The organism is Cerasicoccus arenae (assembly GCF_014651635.1).
GTDB lineage: Bacteria > Verrucomicrobiota > Verrucomicrobiia > Opitutales > Cerasicoccaceae > Cerasicoccus > Cerasicoccus arenae.
Genome location: NZ_BMXG01000006.1, coordinates 95,162 through 114,416, shown reverse-complemented (window position 1 = coordinate 114,416; position 19,255 = coordinate 95,162). Strand labels below are relative to the sequence as shown.

Annotated in this window: 18 protein-coding genes; 8 read left to right on the top strand and 10 right to left on the bottom strand. The window is 54.5% G+C overall.

All coding sequences use genetic code 11. The annotated features are described in order from the left end of the window. Positions 1 to 24: 24 nt before the first annotated feature. The 3 genes from IE065_RS06380 to IE065_RS06370 all read right to left on the bottom strand — a co-directional run bounded on the left by IE065_RS06380 (position 25) and on the right by IE065_RS06370 (position 3,889). Entirely contained in the window at positions 25 to 1,503 is a 1,479-nt protein-coding gene (locus tag IE065_RS06380) for a TrkH family potassium uptake protein (protein ID WP_189513041.1), read from the bottom strand. Beyond that, positions 1,500 to 2,849, bottom strand: a complete 1,350-nt coding sequence (trkA, locus tag IE065_RS06375; RefSeq protein ID WP_189513038.1) for a Trk system potassium transporter TrkA — start codon at positions 2,847 to 2,849, stop codon at positions 1,500 to 1,502. Before trkA ends, IE065_RS06380 begins: the two co-directional genes overlap by 4 nt. A 158-nt stretch (positions 2,850 to 3,007) precedes the next feature. Then, positions 3,008 to 3,889 (bottom strand): TraB/GumN family protein, encoded by an 882-nt coding sequence (locus IE065_RS06370; protein WP_189513036.1) that lies wholly within the window; start codon positions 3,887 to 3,889, stop codon positions 3,008 to 3,010. Between the two features lie 164 nt (positions 3,890 to 4,053). Between IE065_RS06370 and argH the strand changes: the two genes are divergently transcribed. Further along, positions 4,054 to 5,466: an argininosuccinate lyase gene (gene argH, locus IE065_RS06365; RefSeq protein ID WP_189513034.1), complete on the top strand. Its 1,413-nt coding sequence runs from the start codon at positions 4,054 to 4,056 to the stop codon at positions 5,464 to 5,466. Positions 5,467 to 5,556: 90 nt separating this feature from the next. On the opposite strand, the gene cysE is transcribed toward argH, so the two are convergent. Next, entirely contained in the window at positions 5,557 to 6,366 is an 810-nt protein-coding gene (gene cysE / locus IE065_RS06360; protein ID WP_189513032.1) for a serine O-acetyltransferase, read from the bottom strand. A gap of 127 nt (positions 6,367 to 6,493) precedes the next feature. Between cysE and IE065_RS06355 the strand changes: the two genes are divergently transcribed. The 5 genes from IE065_RS06355 to IE065_RS06335 all read left to right on the top strand — a co-directional run bounded on the left by IE065_RS06355 (position 6,494) and on the right by IE065_RS06335 (position 13,260). Then, positions 6,494 to 7,102 carry a thioredoxin family protein gene (locus IE065_RS06355; RefSeq protein WP_189513030.1) on the top strand — a complete coding sequence of 203 codons (609 nt, stop codon included), beginning with the start codon at positions 6,494 to 6,496 and terminating at the stop codon, positions 7,100 to 7,102. A gap of 170 nt (positions 7,103 to 7,272) precedes the next feature. Further along, positions 7,273 to 7,731, top strand: coding sequence for an ABA4-like family protein (locus IE065_RS06350; protein WP_189513028.1), 459 nt, complete (start codon positions 7,273 to 7,275; stop codon positions 7,729 to 7,731). A gap of 185 nt (positions 7,732 to 7,916) precedes the next feature. Continuing rightward, positions 7,917 to 8,849 (top strand): Gfo/Idh/MocA family protein, encoded by a 933-nt coding sequence (locus IE065_RS06345; protein ID WP_189513026.1) that lies wholly within the window; start codon positions 7,917 to 7,919, stop codon positions 8,847 to 8,849. A 156-nt stretch (positions 8,850 to 9,005) separates the two neighbouring features. Continuing rightward, entirely contained in the window at positions 9,006 to 10,163 is a 1,158-nt protein-coding gene (gene lpxB, locus IE065_RS06340) for a lipid-A-disaccharide synthase (protein WP_189513023.1), read from the top strand. A gap of 592 nt (positions 10,164 to 10,755) precedes the next feature. Beyond that, positions 10,756 to 13,260: a glycogen/starch/alpha-glucan phosphorylase gene (locus IE065_RS06335; RefSeq protein WP_189513021.1), complete on the top strand. Its 2,505-nt coding sequence runs from the start codon at positions 10,756 to 10,758 to the stop codon at positions 13,258 to 13,260. A gap of 95 nt (positions 13,261 to 13,355) precedes the next feature. Here IE065_RS06335 and IE065_RS06330 read toward each other — a convergent pair whose 3' ends face one another. From IE065_RS06330 to IE065_RS06315, 4 genes are all read right to left on the bottom strand, one after another. Continuing rightward, positions 13,356 to 14,153, bottom strand: a complete 798-nt coding sequence (locus tag IE065_RS06330) for an alpha/beta fold hydrolase (protein WP_189513019.1) — start codon at positions 14,151 to 14,153, stop codon at positions 13,356 to 13,358. A gap of 160 nt (positions 14,154 to 14,313) precedes the next feature. Next, complete coding sequence (locus IE065_RS06325) at positions 14,314 to 14,775, bottom strand: DUF4019 domain-containing protein (RefSeq protein ID WP_189513017.1); 462 nt, start codon at positions 14,773 to 14,775, stop codon at positions 14,314 to 14,316. A 44-nt stretch (positions 14,776 to 14,819) separates the two neighbouring features. Next, positions 14,820 to 15,257 (bottom strand): universal stress protein, encoded by a 438-nt coding sequence (locus IE065_RS06320; protein WP_189513015.1) that lies wholly within the window; start codon positions 15,255 to 15,257, stop codon positions 14,820 to 14,822. A 146-nt stretch (positions 15,258 to 15,403) separates the two neighbouring features. Next, entirely contained in the window at positions 15,404 to 15,769 is a 366-nt protein-coding gene (locus tag IE065_RS06315; protein WP_189513013.1) for a nucleotide pyrophosphohydrolase, read from the bottom strand. Between the two features lie 67 nt (positions 15,770 to 15,836). On the opposite strand from IE065_RS06315, the gene IE065_RS06310 reads away from it, so the two are divergent. Next, a complete protein-coding gene (locus IE065_RS06310; protein ID WP_189513011.1) occupies positions 15,837 to 16,514 on the top strand; it encodes a hypothetical protein in 678 nt (225 codons plus the stop codon). Here IE065_RS06310 and IE065_RS06305 read toward each other — a convergent pair whose 3' ends face one another. Beyond that, positions 16,515 to 17,540: a Gfo/Idh/MocA family protein gene (locus IE065_RS06305; protein WP_189513009.1), complete on the bottom strand. Its 1,026-nt coding sequence runs from the start codon at positions 17,538 to 17,540 to the stop codon at positions 16,515 to 16,517. Positions 17,541 to 17,690: 150 nt separating this feature from the next. On the opposite strand from IE065_RS06305, the gene IE065_RS06300 reads away from it, so the two are divergent. Continuing rightward, entirely contained in the window at positions 17,691 to 18,089 is a 399-nt protein-coding gene (locus tag IE065_RS06300) for a hypothetical protein (protein WP_189513007.1), read from the top strand. A gap of 11 nt (positions 18,090 to 18,100) precedes the next feature. On the opposite strand, the gene IE065_RS06295 is transcribed toward IE065_RS06300, so the two are convergent. After that, positions 18,101 to 19,111, bottom strand: a complete 1,011-nt coding sequence (locus tag IE065_RS06295) for an SAM-dependent methyltransferase (protein WP_189513005.1) — start codon at positions 19,109 to 19,111, stop codon at positions 18,101 to 18,103. Positions 19,112 to 19,255 lie beyond the last annotated feature (144 nt).

The following is a 19,255-nucleotide window of genomic DNA, read 5'->3' as shown; positions in this document are numbered from 1 at the left end:
TTAACCTGCAAATCTTTAACCTACTTAGCTAAACCGCTTCCAGAGGGCCGGTGAGAACAGCACGAGCACGGCATAAAGCTCTAGGCGACCGAGGATCATCAATAGGCTCAAGACAAGTTTAGTAGGCTCGCGGAGAAAGCCGTAATTCTGCGTCGGGCCGACTTCCGCCAGACCGGGACCGATGTTGAAGAGACATGCGAAAACTGACGTCACCTGCGCAGTAAAGCCGAGTGAGTGCTCAAGCAAAGCAACGATCATAATGCCCCCCGTCAGCACGAGAAAGAGCAAGAGTAGCCAAGTGACGATGCTGTCCTGATCATCCTTATCCAAGACCTTGCCGTTAATATGCAGTGGGCGAACCACACGGGTGCGGTAGGCCTTCTCAATCTGCAAACGGCACACCTTGAACGCCACCACGATGCGAACCACCTTGGCACCGCCGCCCGTGGAGCCTGAACAGCCGCCAATTACCATCAAGAAAAGTAAAAGCATATGGCCAACGGGAAGCCATTGCTGATAGTCAACGGTGGAAAAACCGGTGGTCGTCATGATGGAAACTGTTTGGAACGCCGCTGCGCGCAAGGAAGCTTCCCAGTCAGTCGCACCGTGGCCCAGCTCAGTCATCAGCATGAGGGTCAGCATCAGTGTGGAAATGCCGATTATCGAATAGTACGCGATGACCTCTGTATTGGTAAATAGTGCGCGAAAACGGCCTTGCATCACGCGCAAGAGAACAAAGAAACTCGTCCCGCCCAAAGCCATGAAGACGATGACAGTCCACTGAATGGCAGGGCTTGGGAAAGCCCCAAGGCTCGAATTATAGACGCCAAATCCACCCGTGGAAAGAGTGGCGAACATGTGGCAAACGGCATCGTACCAAGACATTCCCAAGGCGCGAAGGATCAGGGCGCAGGCCGCCGACAGCGCTAGGTAGAGATAAAGAATTTGCAGGACGCCCTGCTGGATGCGGCCCGACTCAATATCAGTGGAAGTGCCACTCGATTCATGGGAGTAGAGAATTTTCGCCCCAGCACCGAGAAAGGACAGGATCGCCACGAAGAACACCACAACGCCCAAGCCACCAATCCACTGACTCAAGCAACGCCAGAAAAGCAGGCCACGAGGAAAGATACTCAGGTCGCCATAAACGGAGGCCCCGGTGGTTGTAAAACCGGACGCTGACTCAAATACGCCATCTGCGAAGGTGCTGTCGGGCAAAATAAGGTAGTAGGGAATCGCGCCGAGGAGACTAGCAAGAATCCAGCCCAGGCCAATCGTGGCCAACGCTTCCTTGCGGAACATTTTCGGGCGAGCCGCACGACCCAGAAAGGCCATGATGATCGACAAAATCAGCGCGATCGCAATGCTGATCAGCCATTCTTCGCGCGCAGCGTCATCCACCTCCCCATAGAAAACCTCTCCCACGAAAAAGCTCGCGATGAAGGCCAGCGCCACGGTCGAGATGATAACGCTCAGCAGCTTGGCAATGATCGGATAGTTCACGTCAGCAGCTTCAAAAGTTCCTTTTCCCGGTCTTCCCGAACCACAACCACAACGCGGTCACCGGAGAGAATTTTATCGTCCGCCCCTGGCACCTTCGCCAGAAATTTATGGAGCAGTACGACGATAACCGCGCCCTTGGGAAACGAGATTTCGCGGATCGTTTTATTAATAACAGGACTTTCCGGGGACACACGAATTTCGAGAATTTTTGCGCGGCCTTCGGGTAGAGAAGCAAGCTCGGTGAACGGCTCAGTCGAAATGTAGCGCATGATCTCAGCCACCGTCGCTTGACGTGGTGCCACGGCTAACTCAACGCCCAATGTCAGACGCATCTGATCCAAAATCTCCTCGTAGTCAGGCTTGTTGATGACGAGTTGCACGTGCTTCACGCCTAGTTGGCGCGCCTGCAAACAGGTCATAATGTTGTCCTCGTCATCTTTCGTACAAGCTACGAAATAGTCCGCCGCGCCGACCTGTTCTTCCTCCATCAGGCGGAGCGAGGTCGCCGAGCCATGAATGACAGTGATGTGTGGAAAGCGCTCCGCTAACTTTTGACAAAGCTTGGCATCGTGTTCAATCAGGCGAATTTTAAAGCGCGGATTCTTTAGCAGGCGGATAAGCGCAATACTCGTCTCCGATCCGCCAAAAAGCACGATGCGCAGCAACTCAGTTTTTTTCTCGGGTGAGAGCAGACTCTTGGTCTGCACGAGTGGTTCCGGCGGCCCAACAAGCGTCACGCATTGATCAAGCTCCAGCTTACTGTCAGCCGTGGGCACTTCAGAACTTTCGCCATCCTGAATCAGGCAAATTCGCACACCCTCAGGCAAACGGATTTCTCTCAGACTTTTCCCTGCGAGCTTGGAACGCGGACTAATCCGAATCTGCTGCACCTCAATCTCGCCCCGGGCAAAATTCTCCACCGCCACGCGGCTGGGGTTACGAATAGATTTGGCTAGCTCCACCGCCGAGAGCGCCTCGGGGTTGAGTAGGAAATCAATACCGAAGTGAATCTGATAATTGACGATCGAGTTATCGCTGTAGGTCTGGTCGTGGATACGGGCAATGGTAGTCTTGGCACCAAGCGCCTTGGCCAGCGAACAGGCAATCAGGTTGGTGCGGTCGTCACTGGTCATGGCCAAAAAGAAATGGCACTCCCCCGCCCCGCATTTTTTCAACACCCCGGCTGAAGCCCCGTGGTCTTCCACCACACGCACGTCGAGCGATTCGTCCACATCTTGCGCGATGGCCGGGTTATTATCGATGACCGTAACGTCATGCCCCCCCTCACTCAGCTTTTCGCAAAGAAAGCGGCCAACTTCTCCGGCTCCAACCACCAGTATTTTCATAAGGTCAAACGATCCCGTAGCGCTGGCTCAGCTTCCCAAAGGGAAACGGCAACGCATCGCGGTTTGGGCGCGAGACCGCGCAGTTAGCGAATTGAAATACATTCAGACAAGGAGCATCGCAATTTGGAGTGCTCAATGAAAGCCTTTTCTCGAAGGCCCTATTGAACCTGATTTACAGTAAAGCCGGCCTTGCGTAGCAGCGAAGGAACGCCTCCTTCTCCGTAAAGGTGCGCCGCTCCGATAGCAAAAAATGCCGTCTCGTCTGGATGCGCATTCAGGCGCATTTCGATACGCTGGACCATCAGTTTATTGCGATCAGTAATAAAGAGCTTCTCAAATTTCGACTGCAGAGCCTGATCCGCGGTCTCATAGGAGGCCATCAATTCTTCCAGTGTTTTTAAGTCTCCACTCAAATAAGCCGCGACGATCTCGTCGGTGTAATTACGATTTTCCCGGCGCATCTCTTCCATCGTATCAAGCATGGAATCGAGCAGTAGGACTTGCTCCTGAACTGAAAAGCTATCAAAAATGTCCAGTTGCTCTTTAGCAGTCTCTAGCCCGCCAACGCGTTTTCCCGCTTCTTTGGCGATGCTATACAGGGCCAAGTCCATTGCGCTTACGCCAGGATTGTCGAGTTGAGTCTGGAGCATAAGAAGCATACTCCCGGCAGCCCAGACCTTCATCGATAAAAACGGCCCAACCTGTAATTCCGGGTTAATCGCACTGAGTTCTTCACTGAAGCGCTCGATCGTCTCAGCAGGAACGATGTCCCGCAGAGTCTGCCCTTTCGGTAACAACATTGCCTGGGAGGCGACCAGCATATCCGCGGGCTCCATTGGTATCTCGGTGTAAACGGCCTCAGAGGTCTGATAGGCGTCCACAACGCCCGTCGGCAATTCCGTCACCCGTCGATCCGGCAAGTGGATGGTCCCGAACAAGTAGCTCGGTTCAAAGCCCTTTTTCTTAATGGTAAAGAGGTACGTGCCCGTCTGATTCGCTTCCTTAAGCTGCGCCCAAGCTGGCGTAAGAAAACCCAACACCAAACCTAGCGCTAGACTAAAGGCCAACGATCGTGATCGAAAATGACAATGCATGCTCAATATCTTGTGAGATGTGTAACCAATGTCCAGCCGAGACGCTGGTCTCGATTTCGTCAGAAAAAAAGGTTTCCCCCAGCCCCGAAATAACGTGTGCTTGGAATGATATGGCGAAACCCGGAAAACAAGCCACCTGGGGCGGACGCTTTTCCAGCGGCCCCGCCGAACTCATGCAGCGCTTCAGCGAGAGCGTGTCTTTTGACGCGCGCCTAGCGCCCTTCGACGTACAAGGCAGCAAAGCCCACGCAGCCATGCTTGCCCACGTCGGCATTCTCACGGCAAAGGAATGCAGCGCCATTCAGAAAGGCCTTGATACCGTCCTCAAGGACATCCAGGCCGGTAATTTCACGTGGGATATCACTTGCGAAGACGTCCACATGAACATTGAGCAGGAGCTAACCCGTCGCGTCCCCGCCGCCGCCAAGCTCCACACTGCCCGTTCCCGTAACGATCAGGTGGCCACGGACATGCGACTGTTCTTCAAACATGCCTGTGCAGAAATTGACACCGCCCTTGGCATGGCTCTCAGCGCACTGCTGACCCTCGCCGAGGCCTCACAGGAGATTTATTTGCCCGGCTACACGCACCTGCAACGCGCACAACCAGTCTCCGCCGCACATCACCTACTGGCCTATATCGAGATGTTTGTCCGCGACCGCGAACGCTTTGCCCAAATCGCCGACCGCGCCAACTGGTGCCCGCTCGGCAGTGGCGCGATTGCCGGCACCACCTTACCCATCGACCGTGAGTTCACCGCCCTCCAGCTCGGCTTCGTCGATAAAAAGGGCAAACCCCGCGTTACACGGAACAGCATGGACGCCGTGGCCGACCGCGACCTCTTTATCGAATTTGCCAGTGCCTGTGCCCTGTGCGGTGTCCACTGGTCTCGAGTTGCGGAAGACGTCATCTTATGGAACAGCGCGGAGTTCGGCTTCATCAAGCTCCCCGACAGCTTCACCACCGGCTCTTCGCTGATGCCGCAAAAGAAAAACCCCGACAGCTTCGAGCTGCTCCGGGGCAAAGCCGCACGCCTCCAAGGCCACGTAACCGCACTCATGGCCATGACCAAGGGCCTGCCGCTCACCTACAACCGCGACCTTCAGGAAGACAAGCCCCCCGTCTTCGATGCCTTTGACCAAACCATGATCTGCCTTGCCGTGCTCGCGGGCTCTTTTGATGGCGCAGCATTTAATGAGGAAAAATGCGCCGCTGCCGTCAGTGACCCCGCCCTGCTGGCCACCGACCTTGTGGATTATCTTGTCGTGCGTGGCGTCGCCTTTCGTGATGCGCACCACATTATCGGCGCACTCGTCGGTCTGTCCGAAAAGAAAAAACTCCCGCTCAACGAGCTTTCCTTAGCCGACGTGCAAGGCGTCAGCGATAAGTTCGCCGCCGACTGGGTGGATGTCTTCAACGTCCCTGCCGCCCTCAAGAAACGGGAAAAAACCGGCATGCCCGGCCCCAGACAGGTTAAAAAACAGCTCGCGAAGTGGAAAGCCAGCCTCCGACTGGACCGCTAATTTTTCACATTGCGCAAATCCTGCCCCTCAATGGAGGGACAATTCTAAGCGAACGAATCTGCTGCTTATGCAGGCGACAGAGACACCCTCTTAGCTTTTTTGCTCGGGTGTCCAGAGCGAGGACTTGGAAATACGGTGCTCCATAGAGCGGCAAGGTTCGTCTTCATCGGCAACCCCAATCACGCGGGCGGGGACGCCCACTGCGGTGCTATGAGGCGGAATATCGCTCAGCACGACTGAACCCGCGCCAATCTTAGCGCAGGCACCGATCTCGATATTCCCGAGCAGCTTGGCCCCGGCCCCGATTAACACGCCGTGGCGGACTTTCGGGTGCCGATCACCCTTTTCCTTGCCCGTGCCACCTAGAGTGACCTCGTGCAAGATGGAAACATCGTCTTCGATAAGCGCCGTTTCGCCGGCAACAAAGCTCGTGGCATGGTCCAATAGGATACCCGATCCGATACGCGCCGCTGGGTGGATATCCACCGTAAACACCTCACTGATCAAGCTTTGCAAATAGAAAGCAAGATCCGCGCGATTATGCCCAAGTAAATGGTGCGCAATGCGGTAGCAGGTCAGCGCTTGGAAGCCCTTAAAATAGAGTACGGGGTAAAGCGCGTTGGGGCAGGCTGGATCACGCTCATTGACCGCTTGGATATCGTTACGGACTTGCTGGCCAAGGTGCGGATCGGCATGAAAGGCCTCCATAAAGACATCCTTAAGGTAGCCCTCGGGCGTGGCATGATAAGCCAGCTTCCGCGACAAACGCACGCTCAGGGCCTCTTCCAGTGAATGACGTTGCAAGATAACCTCACTCATCAAGCCGGACAGTGCAGGCTCCCTCCGAGCCACGTTTTCCGCTTCAAGCCTCAATTCCTGCCATAGTGGGTCGTCCATCATGTAGAAAAGTTGGCCTGAATGGCAAAACGGCGCAAGTTATTTGACGATTTTCATGGGCTGCACATCTTTGGATTGAACAAATCGGCCTTAACGTGGTCGTAGATTATAACCCACACGCAAAAAACTTATGAAAGCTATTCTCCGCCTATGCGTCGCGCTATCCGCGATGACAATCGCACTATCCGCCACTGCCAAAGTTGATGTTGGTGAGACGGCACCCGCCTTTACCCTCCCCGGTGCCGATGGCGCTGATCACAGCCTGAGCCAATACGCCGGAAAATGGGTCGTTCTAGAATGGGTCAACTACGGTTGCCCCTTCGTGAAGAAATTTTATGACAAATCCGACAAGATGGCCGAGTTGCAAAAGGAATGGACCGGCAAAGACGTCGTCTGGCTGTCGATCTGCTCCTCCGCACCCGGCAATCAGGGCTATTATGATGCCGCCGAAGTTCAGAAGACCAATGACCAAAAAGGCTGGGCAGGCTCCGCTTATCTCGTCGATGCCAGCGGTAAAGTCGGCAAGGAATACGGTGCCACCAACACACCGCAAATGTATGTGATCAATCCTGAAGGCAAGATCGTCTACATGGGTGCCATCGACAGTAAAAAGTCCGCCAATCCCGACGATATCAAGTCCGCCGACAACTACGTCGATCTCGCCTTGAGCGCCGCCATGGAAGGAAAGGAAATCACCACGCCCAAGAGCAAGCCCTACGGCTGCGGCGTTAAATACTAATTTCTGTTAGCCGGGTAGGAGTATCCCGGTCAACTAGGGGGTAGATGAGAGGTCCCCGTCCGGCATTGCGCCGGGCGGGGAAATTTTTTGTCGAAATACCATCCCTTGCTCATTTATTAGTCGGTGTTTCTTCCGCCTCAACTCGCCGCTAAAAACACCTATATTTTCACATGCCCAACTGGTTCATCGAATGGTATGCTTCGGAGGCGCTGACACAGTTGTTTTGGATTATCACGCTGGCGGGTGCGCCATTCTGGCTGATGATGATCCTGCTGCCCAGCAATCCGCATACACGGCGGCTGTGCTCGCCATTTCTCGCGCCTCCGTTGTTTAGCTTGGGGCTGATTTATCTGTATTATCAACTGTGGACAGTGGGCCTCCCTGACGCACCCACTGGCCTGACCTACAGTGACCAAGCCTCCGTCGCCACGCACCCAGTCGTCCTGCTGATCCTCTGGCTGCATACGCAAATCCTGAACCTCTTTCTCGGCGAAACGCTCTTTGCTGATGCCCGACGACACAAGCTCGCCATCCCCGTGGAGCTCATCTTCTGCTGGTTCTTTGGCCCCATCGGCCTGCTCGCCTATGGCCTACGTTTGCTCGTGACCAAGCCCTTTCGCAAGCGATGAGAGCGGTAAGGTTAAAGTTTTGAGGTTAAAGATTAAAGCCGATGGACGCCAGCATGTGCTCCAAGAGATTGAGTTGAAAAGCAAACGACATTCGCTCCAGCATCTCAATTTCATCCCGTTGCAATATTCGCCGTTGGGATTTCTTTAACCTTTAATCTTTAACCTTTAATCTCAATCATCCCCTGATGATTGCATTAAAATGTGGAGTCGCTGGCGTCGGCTACTTGGGGCAACACCACGCCCGGCTGTATGCGGCACTACCGCAGACTGAGCTGGTCGGTGTGTATGATGTCGACGCCCGGCGCGCCAAGAAAATCGCTGCTGAGCACGGCACCCGCGTCTTTTCGTCACTCGAAGAACTCGGCGCGGCATGCGATGCAGTCAGCGTGGTTGCGCCAACTGACTACCATTGCGCCGTTGCTCAAACGCTGCTCGCCCAAGGATGCCATCTCCTCATTGAAAAACCGCTGTGCTCCAACCTCGAAGAGGCGGAGATCATCTTGGCCGCCGCCAAGCAACACGAGCGCATCGTGCAGGTTGGCCACATCGAACACTTCAACCCGGTAATGAGTTTTCTCGAGAAAAACGTCACCGACCCACGCTTCATCACCTGCGACCGCTTGGCACCATTCAAACAGCGCGGGCTCGAAGTAAGTGTGGTGCTCGACCTGATGATCCACGACATCGGCGTTATTTTGCAGCTCGTTAAATCCCCCCTTGAGCGCGTCGATGCGGTTGGGGTCGAAGTGCTCACCAAAACCGAAGACATCGCCAACGCGCGCCTGACCTTCGCCAACGGCTGCGTGGCCAACATCAACGCGAGTCGTGTCAGCCTGAAGCCCGTGCGCGAAATCCGCGTCTTCCAATCCAACGCCTATCTTTCGCTGAATTTCGCCGAACAGAAGGGCCACCTGATTCGCAAGACCAAGCTCGGCCTCCGCAAGAAAAACGTGCCCATTGAAAAAGGCGAACCACTCGCCCTCGAACTGGCTGCCTTTGCTGAAGCAATCCAAACTCGCGTCGCCCCCAAGGTCGACGGCCAGCTTGGCAAAACCGCGCTCGAAGTCGCCCTGCAAGTCACCGCAAAAATCAAGGAAAGCGCAGCCAAAGGAAAGTAATGAATTTTCTCACGAAGGCACAAAGGCACAGAGCTAGATTCACATTGTTAATGTTAATTTTCAATAATCCCATTCACGCCTTTTCGTCTTTGCGTGTGATTCGTTTCGTCCCAATTGCCTCGGTGTCTTTGTGCCTCCGTGAGAGATTCCCGCGCCATGTCTGAGCTCATCCAGTTGCCCGCGCCCGAGGGACGGCCCGACTTGCTGATCATTGCCGGAGAGCACTCCGGCGACCAGCATGCGGCAACCCTCCTGCGTGGACTCGCACAGGAGCGGCCGGACCTGCAAGTCTGCGCACTCGGAGGCGAGGCCCTCCGCAGCGCTGGGGCCAACGTGATTTTTGGCCTCGTTGACCACTCCGTGGTTGGCTTCGCTGAAGTGCTGAAAAATTACGGTTTCTTCAAGCAACTTTTCGAGGCAGTCGTGGACTGGATTCGCGAGTATCGCCCGCGAGCAGTATGTTTCATTGACTACCCCGGTTTCAACCTCCGCCTAGCCGATCGACTTGTCAAGGAAGGCATCGCAGCCAAGGCCGGCGGCGACATCAAACTGCTCTATTACATCAGCCCGCAAATCTGGGCGTGGAAGGGTCATCGCCGCTTCAAGATGGCGCAGTTGCTCGACTCGCTCGCGGTCATTTTTCCTTTTGAAGTGGACTGCTACGCCGACACCACGCTCCCCGTTCAGTTTGTTGGCCACCCCTTCGTTGCCGCAGACTTTAACCTCGGCCTCTCCTACGCCATCGACGGCCCCACCCTGCTGCTGCCAGGTAGTCGACTGACCCCCGTGCGCCGAATTTTTCCCGTGCTAATCAAGGCCTTCCTCAACTTTGCGCGCAATCAGCCCGAACGCCGCGCCGTCGCCCTGTATCCCAGCGAAGCGGTCCGCACGCTGCTGGAAGAATTGCTCGCCGCCCACCCCGGTGCCGCGAATAAAATCGAACTTCGACCCGCCGACGCGCCCACCGAAGCCTCAGCCGTGCTAACCAGCTCAGGAACGATGTCGCTCAAGGTCGCACTGGCAGGCATTCCCGGCTGCATTGTTTATCGAGCAAATCTCTGGACGTATCTGCTGGCCCGCACCCTCGTTAAAATCCCTTACCTCGGAATTGCAAACATCCTGCTCGACCGCCCCGCCTACCCGGAATTCCTCCAAGGTGCCGCCAAGCCAGACATTCTTTCCCGCGAGCTGACGCGCCTCCACGCCACACCCGCCGCCGCAACAACGGCCACTGAACTCCGCCAACTCCTCGGCGAAGATCAATCCACCGCCGCCCCTCAATGGCTCGCGGAAGCGTTAAAAGAAAAGAAGTAAAAGGACGCAGCATCGGCGGATGGAATTACACCAACGTCCTGTTGATCACCGTCCGGTATAATTCTACTAACATTTACCCAGATGTGGTTTCTTAATAGGCCATGTAGAAAATTAATCCAAGATGACGTTTCAAACGACGGGTGCCTAATACTCGCGCGAATGCTAGGCTGGCTCGGGCGATGAAAAAATGAACATAATTCTACACTTTCTGCTTGGCGGCAGTGAAATCCATGGTAGCTTTATGTTCATGCTTATGGAGCATTGTTTCCTGTTGGCATCATTCAACTCCCCCCCATCTCTCCCATGAAGCTGAATTGCCTGTGCAATTCCGGGCCACTCGGTGCAGGGTCACAATCCACGTTTTCCTTTTCCGACGCTCAAAAGCGCCGAAAAAGATGTTTTGTGCCCTACACCAGCGCTCAAAGTCAGTGACCCCCCTCCCCCCCCCCCCCCCGCACACTGAGGTCTGGGTATTATTCGAAAATCACACTCCCTAAATGACTACAATTGACGTTCGCCGCGAATGACGGCATAACCCCTGCTTTAGCGACCAACCACTTGCCTTTTTATCACCACACAAAAATCTGCAACCATGCCAGCTATCAAAAAGAAAAAGACGGCCAAAAAAGCCGCTACAAAAGCCGCATCGACCTTTGCGATCGATACGTCGGTAGAACTGTTCAAGGCCCGGATTGAGGAAAATTTAATCCACAGTCTGGCTCGTGACACCACCACCGCCACGCCGCGAGACTGGTGGCTGGCCACCTGCCATGCACTGAACGACCGTATTTTAGAGCGCTACATCGCCACACAGGGCGTCCACAACGACAACAACGTGCGCCGGGTTTATTACCTGTCACTCGAATACCTGATGGGGCGATTGATGGAGAATAATTTGGTCAACTGCGGCATGTTTGAAATCGCCGAGCAAGCCTTGTCCGAACTGGGCATGGACCTGCGTGACATCGGTGACGCCGAGGTCGACATGGGCTTGGGCAACGGTGGCCTTGGCCGCCTCGCTGCATGTTTCCTCGATTCGCTTGCCACCTTAGATTACCCTGCGATCGGCTACGGCATCCACTACGAGTTTGGCCTCTTCCGTCAGGAATTCATTAATGGTCGCCAAATGGAACGGCCTGACAACTGGCTGGCCAGCGGTAACCCATGGCACATTATCCGCCCTGAATACCAAGTGCGCGTGCCAATCTACGGCCACGTTGAGTATAAAAACGACGACAAGGGTGACTGGCACCCCGCCTGGGTCGGTGCCAAGGAAATCATCGGTGTACCGTGGGACATTCCAATCGTCGGCTACGGTGCCAAGACCGTCAACTTCCTGCGCCTGTGGGAATCGCGCGCTTCGACTGAATTCGATTTGGAAGCCTTCAACCGTGGAGGCTACACCGAGGCCGTCCGCGAAAAAGCGATCAGCGAAACCATTTCCAAGGTCCTTTACCCGAACGACGCCACCGAAAGCGGCAAGGAGCTCCGACTGGTACAGCAATACTTCTTTGTCACCTGTTCACTGCACGACATCATCCGCCGCTACAAGAAGAGCAACAAGGGCTGGGGCGACTTCCCGGAAAAAGTTGCCATGCAGCTCAACGACACCCACCCGGCCATCGCCGTGGCCGAGCTGATGCGCATTCTTTGCGACGAAGAAAAGCTCGATTGGGACGACGCTTGGACCACCTGCCGCAAAGTCTTTTCCTACACCAACCACACCCTCCTGCCCGAAGCACTCGAGAAGTGGTCCGTTCCGCTGTTCGAAAAAGTCTTACCGCGCCACCTCCAGATCATTTACGAAATTAACCGGCGCTTCTTGGAAGACGAAGTCGAAGCGAAGTGGCCCGGCGACGGCAAGAAGAAGATGGAGCTCTCCATCATCGAAGAAGGCACACCAAAAATGATCCGCATGGCCTATTTGGCCGTCGTGGGCAGCCACACCGTCAACGGCGTTGCCGCGCTGCACACCGAGCTGCTCAAGGCGCACCTGTTCAATACCTTCGACAACCTGTATCCCGGCAAGATTCAGAACAAGACCAATGGCATTACGCCACGCCGCTTCCTCAAGGCCTGTAACCCAGAACTCTCCGCACTGATCGACAAAACAGTCGGCGACGACTGGCCCACAGACCTCGACAAACTCAAGGGTCTCACGAAGGTCGCTGGTGACGCCAAATTCCAGAAGGAATTCATGAAGATCAAGCGGGACAACAAAGTCGTCCTGGCAGAAATCATCGAAAAGGATTGCGGCATCAAAGTCAGCCCCGATGCCCTCTTCGACGTCCAGATTAAGCGTCTGCATGAATACAAACGCCAGCACCTGAATCTGCTGCACATCCTCACTCGCTACCGCGAAATCCTCCAGAACCCAAACGGTGATTTCGTCCCGCGCGTGGTCATCTTTGGGGCCAAAGCGGCACCGGGCTACGTGCTAGCCAAGGAGATCATTTTTGCGATCAACAAGGTCGCCGAAAAGATCAACAACGATGAACGCGTTGGCGACAAGCTGAAGGTTGTCTTCCTGCCAAACTATCGTGTCTCGCTCGCCGAGCGCATCGTGCCAGCAGCGGACCTTTCAGAGCAAATCTCGACTGCGGGTAAAGAAGCCTCGGGTACTGGTAACATGAAGCTCGCTCTTAACGGTGCGTTAACCATCGGTACACTCGACGGTGCCAACGTGGAAATCGGCGAAGAAGTTGGCGACGACAACATCTTCATCTTCGGACTCACGGTGGGAGAAGTCGACCAGCTCCGCGCCTCCGGCTACAACTCGTATAACTACTACAATAGTAACGAAAACCTGAAGGCCGTACTCGACTGGTTGTCCTCGGACTACTTCACACCCGGCAATCCAAACGCCCTCAGCGCCACCCGTAAGAGCCTGCTCGATGGCGGCGATCCGTTCCTAGTCTGCGCGGACTACCAAGCCTACTGCGATGCGCAAAAGAAAGTCGACGACGCCTTCCGCGACACCGCTAAGTGGGCCGAGATGGCGATCATGAACACCGCCTGCGTCGGCAAGTTCTCCAGTGATCGCACCATCCACGAATACGCTAAGGAAATCTGGGACCTAGAAGCGGTCACCGAGTAATGCACGCATAATAAAGTTTCACGAACCCCGCTTGCCCAATGCGAGCGGGGTTTTTAATTCAAAAGCAGACTGCCCCAACGACTTGGTTCCACGCACTACACACGCGCGCTCCGATCAACGTCGTGGTGGCGGAAAACGGCGGCCAGAAAATCCTCACGCTTTTCAATGTGCGGATTGTGGCCGGATTCATTGATCACCTCGATGCGAGCCTTTGGGAAATGACGATCGATCAGTCGCCAGTCTTCTGGCAGCACAAAACGCGATTGACCGCCGAGAATGAACGTCGTCGCTCCAGCATAAACGCCTTCTGCGGCAATTGAATTTGACCGCATGACGTCACGCTGATCGGTGAGGGCTCGGAGGTTGATCCCCCATTCAAAATGATCGTCCTTACGGATCAGGTTGGTCAGCAGGAACTGACGTTGTCCCCAGTCTGGCACCATCTCGGCTATGCGAGCCTCGGCGTCCTTGCGACTTGTAATTTCTTTGAGAGGCAGGGTGTTCATTGCGTCGAAATCCCGCTGGTGATAAGGTGGGTACTCGCGTGGAGAAATGTCCACAATGATCAGGCTCGCAATCCGCTCAGGAGACTCCATGGCCACCCGCATGGCCACTTTTCCACCTAGACTGTGGCCGAGCAAATGAACGCCCTCCAGATTGTGCTCATCTAAAAATCCAAGGACATCTGAGGCTAGCTCAGCGTAGTCCATTGAGCCGCGGTGAGGTGAATCTCCATGGTTACGTAAATCAATTGCGAAGACCTCATGTTTGTCCGTCAAAGCTTTGCCAGCACTCACCCAATTGCGCGATGAGCCAAGTAATCCATGGATCAGGACCAGAGGAGGTTTTCCTTCACCTCCAAAATAACGGTAAGCTAATTTCGGGGTATTCACTCGGTAGAGGCTGTATAAATCGCCTTCGTCCCGCAACTTCAATTTAGACCGCTCAATCCGCAATACAGGCAACGACCTGTACGAATGCGGGCAGTTCCTTTTTCATCACTGAACTGATATTTGCCCGAACGGACAGTGAAGCCCTGAGACTTGAGCACCGCTACTGAATATAGTAACCAGAAACCTGCCATTCGCCCGACGTCGTAAGCGGATCTTCGGAAACGCCCACCGGATCACCTTCAGAGTTGATGAGCATTGGCGTCACCAGCTCAAAGGCAGGCTCAACCCGTCCTGAAAACTTTGTCTTGTATTGGATGACGACATAATGCGCGTCAGGTGCATTGGGCAATGTCGTGGTGTAAAACAAACGCACAAGTTCTCGCGACTCCACCGTCTCAAGTGGTGGACGGACTTGGGTCAACGCACTCACGAACTCCTCTCGTGGGATCTGCACGCGGAAAAATGGCGCACACCACGCCCATGCTTCGCCATACTCGCCCTTGTCCACAATCTTGAGCCATTTGTCGGCAGACTCACGCGCTGCAAGCTCCACCGTGGGGGCGGCTTCAGCGGCCAACGCAATCAGCAATAAGCACGAAAAAAAGAGATGGCGGATTTTCATCGACGTAGTATCAGCGGGACCACGGCGTAAGTCAGCCACAATTTTTATATGGCCACGGGAACGACGAGCACTGGGCAAGGAGCCTGCTCAATCACGCTGTCTTCCGTGCTTCCCCAGAGAGCACGATGCCACAGCCCATGCCGATGAGAGCCGATCACAATCAAATCAGCCTCAAGATCACAGGCTTCTTTAATCAACATCTCGCATGTCGGACCCTGTACGAGAATCGCGGTCGCATCCACGCCCTGAAGCTTGAGTTCCTCGGCACGCTCTTGTAGCGTCTGGTGCTCTGCACGGAGCGTTCCAGCGCGGAATATTCGTTCATTGTCGGGGCCAGCCTCATAACCAACAAAAGTCGGGTCAGGGGCAGCAACATGCACCAGCCATAGCTGGGCATCACGCAAACGGGCCTCAGCCGCAGCGGCCTCAACCACACCTTTGCCCTCATCAGAAAAATCAACGGCACATAGGATCACTTTCATGGATATAATCTATGCCTATTTGGCCAAAATAGCAAGGGGGGGGGCTTTTCAAGGCTTCGGTATAATTGAGTTCTTTAGTTATCAACCCAAAATAGCAATCCAGCTTAAATCTGCTCTTACTTTAACCTCCAAACTTTAACCCACCCCTACAATTCCGTGTATTTATCAGAGCGGCCTTTGGCCTTTTCGACGGGGTATTTGCGGGCGTTCTGAGCCATTTTAGAATTGATAGCGGCGGCGAGATCAATGCCGGTCACGTTGGCGAATTCCAATGCGTAAATAACAATGTCCGCCAGCTCGTCTTCGATATCTCCGCGTCGCTTGGGATCTCTGGCGCGCTCATGCGATGCCGGAGCATCGGTCCACAAAAAGTGCTCCATCAGCTCGCCAGCTTCGGCAGCCAACGCCATGCTGACGTTTTTCGGAGAGTGAAACTGCATCCAATCACGCTCCTTGGCAAAGTCGTGAACGCGTTGCTTGAGGGACGAAACGGTAGCCGTGCTGTCAGTCATACCCTCAAGGCTTAAGCGTAGTGGGGGGAACTTGCAATGCCCGATCGTGTCCAGTATCGATCTTAGTATGAAAGCAAAATCCCCTCTTTGGAGTTGGTTGTTAATCGCCCTGCTCTCCCCCAGCCTTCACGCCAATGATGCTGCGAACGAGCTGGACACCATTGACTTGTCCAAAGTTCCCGTCGTCAGTTCCGACCAAGTGACCATACAGGACTTGGCGGCGATCTCGAAATTTGAGAGCGGCGAAATCGTCAATGCCGACGATGGCCGCTACACCCCGGAGCAGGTTAATAAATTTCTCGATCAATTCGTTGGCGTTTGGGAAGGCCATTACGCAATTTCGACGATGGACGGTAAGGAACTGCGCACAATGGACACACGCGTAACCTATTCTTGGGAAACCGTGGGCGAAACTCAGGTGCTCAAAAACCAGAGTGTCTATGCCACTGGTGATCAACTAAGCTACTCAACTTCCTTGAGTTACTACTGGCTTGGCCGATTGGTAACCGAAGTTGAGCAAGAGAACATCAAACGCATTTATCTGGGCCGCATCGCGCCTACTGGCGACAGCGTTAGCTGGAATGTAGCGAATGCTGAGGAAGCCCTACGCTCCTCGACCCGGGAAACCTTTCAAAGCGAGAACGGCTCCTCCACCATTTTCATTCGTGGCTATGAGGAATTACGGCAAGGTATCCGTGTCGTCTATCTCAATCTCCAAGGCCGGCTAACACGCGCCGCGGAGTAGCTACTTCTCATCGCAAGACTTCCAGACCAGATCCGTAAAGCGCATGTAGCGCACGCCGTCCGCAAAGCTCGTCAAGGTAACGGGTTTTCCCTCCCGAATCGAATCTACGAAATCTGCCTCCACGCGCCAACCAATGGCCGTAGCAGGATCTGCCGTGACAGGTGACCACGCACCGCCAGCTGGCCCCGAACGTAACAAGGCCCCCGAAGCGATATCGAACAATAGGCTTCCCCGCTCACACTCCAACCGAATTTGCCAAATGGGATCCCCCCCGGCAACGATACTAAAATCACCAAGTAATTGCGCCCCGTTATTATAGCGACCGAGGAAGCACAGTAAGTCAGGGATACTCACTGGAACTCGGCCATCACCACTGGCAGTCGGGCGCTCGTTGATGATTGTCTCGGCATCAGCCTTGACCCAATCAACATCCATACCTGGCCCCAACCAGCGCTGAACGGTTTCAAACAAAATCCCCATCGTCATGATGTTGTGCCCGCTCAGATCAACGCGCTGACGCCAGGTGAGCGGAGCTTGGGGGTCGATTCCCGAGCCATTCATGTGGACCATTCGCACGAAACGCACGTCTCCCAACTCTTCGGCTAAGAGGCGTTGAATCGTGGTATCGTATTCCAACGTAAAGGGTGCGGGGACGATCTGTGCAACCAGCTCCGGCTTGGCTTCAGCGGCAGCGAGCATGTTCTCGGCCTCCTCCAAGTTCATGGCCATGCGCGCTTCGGTAAGCACGTGTTTACCCGCAGCTAACGCGGCAATGGACGCCTCTGCATGCAGATAAGGCCATGTGCCAATGCAAACCGCATCCACCTCCGGGTCATCAATGACAGCCTCCCAATGCTTAGCCACGCGCGGCACGCCAAACTCGTCGGCGACACGCTGTGAGGACTCATGCGTCCGGTTAGCTATCGTAACGACTTCCACGCCGTCAATGGCCTGAAAGCCGGGAATATGTTTGCTGCGGGTGTTGCCGCCCGCGCCGATAACGCCAATGCGTAGAGGAGTTGTCATCTCTCCAATTTAGCAAAATTTATCGCTTTTAAAACTCCGAATTACCGCCAATTTTCAGGAATATTTTTCTCCGCACTCTGAGAGTCTTGACGAAACAAAATACAGACGATGAAATTGGCCCCAGCCCCAAACCTTTCATTAAGCCAACACATGAAGACACCCAATTTCACCGTCGAAGGCATTGACTTCAAGACCTTCAGCCCGTTTATTTTACACAACGATCTGGAGACTGAATCAAAAAACATTCGGCTCGAATTCTCCAATTGGGAATGGTTGGAGGCCGAATACAGTGATAGCGATACCAATGATTACTATCTGAACGGATACGGCATGGAGGGCCTCGTGAAAGCCGTCCGCATCATAGCGGGCCTCCCCCCCGAGCCAGAGAGCATTGAATACGATTCCGAAGACGATACGTGTAACATTCATTTTTCGGACCTCGATGACGCCCGACAAACCGCCGAGCTCGCTTCCGCCATGATTACAACCTATAAAAAGCTACTCCAAGCCATTCAAGTCGCGCGGGATAACGACTTGGAGGACGGCTGATTGATTACTCGTTAACGACGCTGCTCCAATGCCAGAAAGGCCCCTCCGGCCGCAAAGGGATTCATCAGGAAGCCAAGTACGGCATCGATTTTAGCGCGGGAGGCAGCATCAGAGAGCCAGTTCTCGAGAAAGTCTCCCTGAGTTTCGCGGAAAATCGTCTGCCAGCCCAACTGCTCGCCCCACCGCTGAAGGTCCGCAAAATTGACGTCGCACGTGATGTCCTGCTGGCCAGCCTGCTTATAAACTTCGCTCCCCTCACGGCGTTCTTGGCCAAGGTAGGCACGACATTCCGCTGCTGGACGCGCAGCGCCGTAGTCGATCGTCAGCATGCGGCCATGGTGCCAGTGGGCCAATTCTGAGCGTAACCATTCGTGGTAGCTTGGGTGGATAAAAATGCACTGCCCGGAACGAGGCTCAGCCGGAGCCTCGGCATCAACCGCATCTGTAAACGGCAGAATTTCCTCAACGAGTGCACCGCCCTCCAAACACAGACCAACCTCACGCCAATCATTATCGTCCCAACAGAGTTGACGCGCTGGAAAGGCGTCCACCAACTCATTGCTGAAGATGAGAGCCCGCCCATTGGCGGCAGCAAGCGCGGCGGGCAAATTATCCTGAATCAAGAAGCCTACTTGCTCAGCGCGCGCGGCCAGCATGGGCCGTAGGCGGGTGGAAACATCAATGGCTATGTAAGGAACAGCTGGCCCATTATTTTTTCGCCAAGCCGTCAAAAAGCTTTCTGCCAACTGGCCATTGCCCGCACCGAGTTCGATCAATGCGAAGTCATTCATTGGAAAATCCTCATGCGAGCGGGCCAATGCCCAAGAAGCAATCGCTTCACCAAAGGCCGGACATAGCGTGGCGGAAGTCGAAAAATCCCCCGCACGTCCCACGTCATCAATTTGAGCCGCGTAGTAACCATGCTCAGGGTGGTATAGCGCCAAAGCCATGAACTGTGCGAAGGTAATTGCCCCTCCTCCCTCAGCGATGTATTTTTCCAGCCAAAATCCGCCCATTTCCATGAGCTGGGACCTTGGCGTAATTCACGCTGAGAGCAATGGTTATTGCCCCTGACAATTGGAACAACTGACATGAATTTATAACGAAATGTCGACTTGGCACCGCGCCCGTAATGAACAGAATGTCGTTTAACCACTTAATCTATA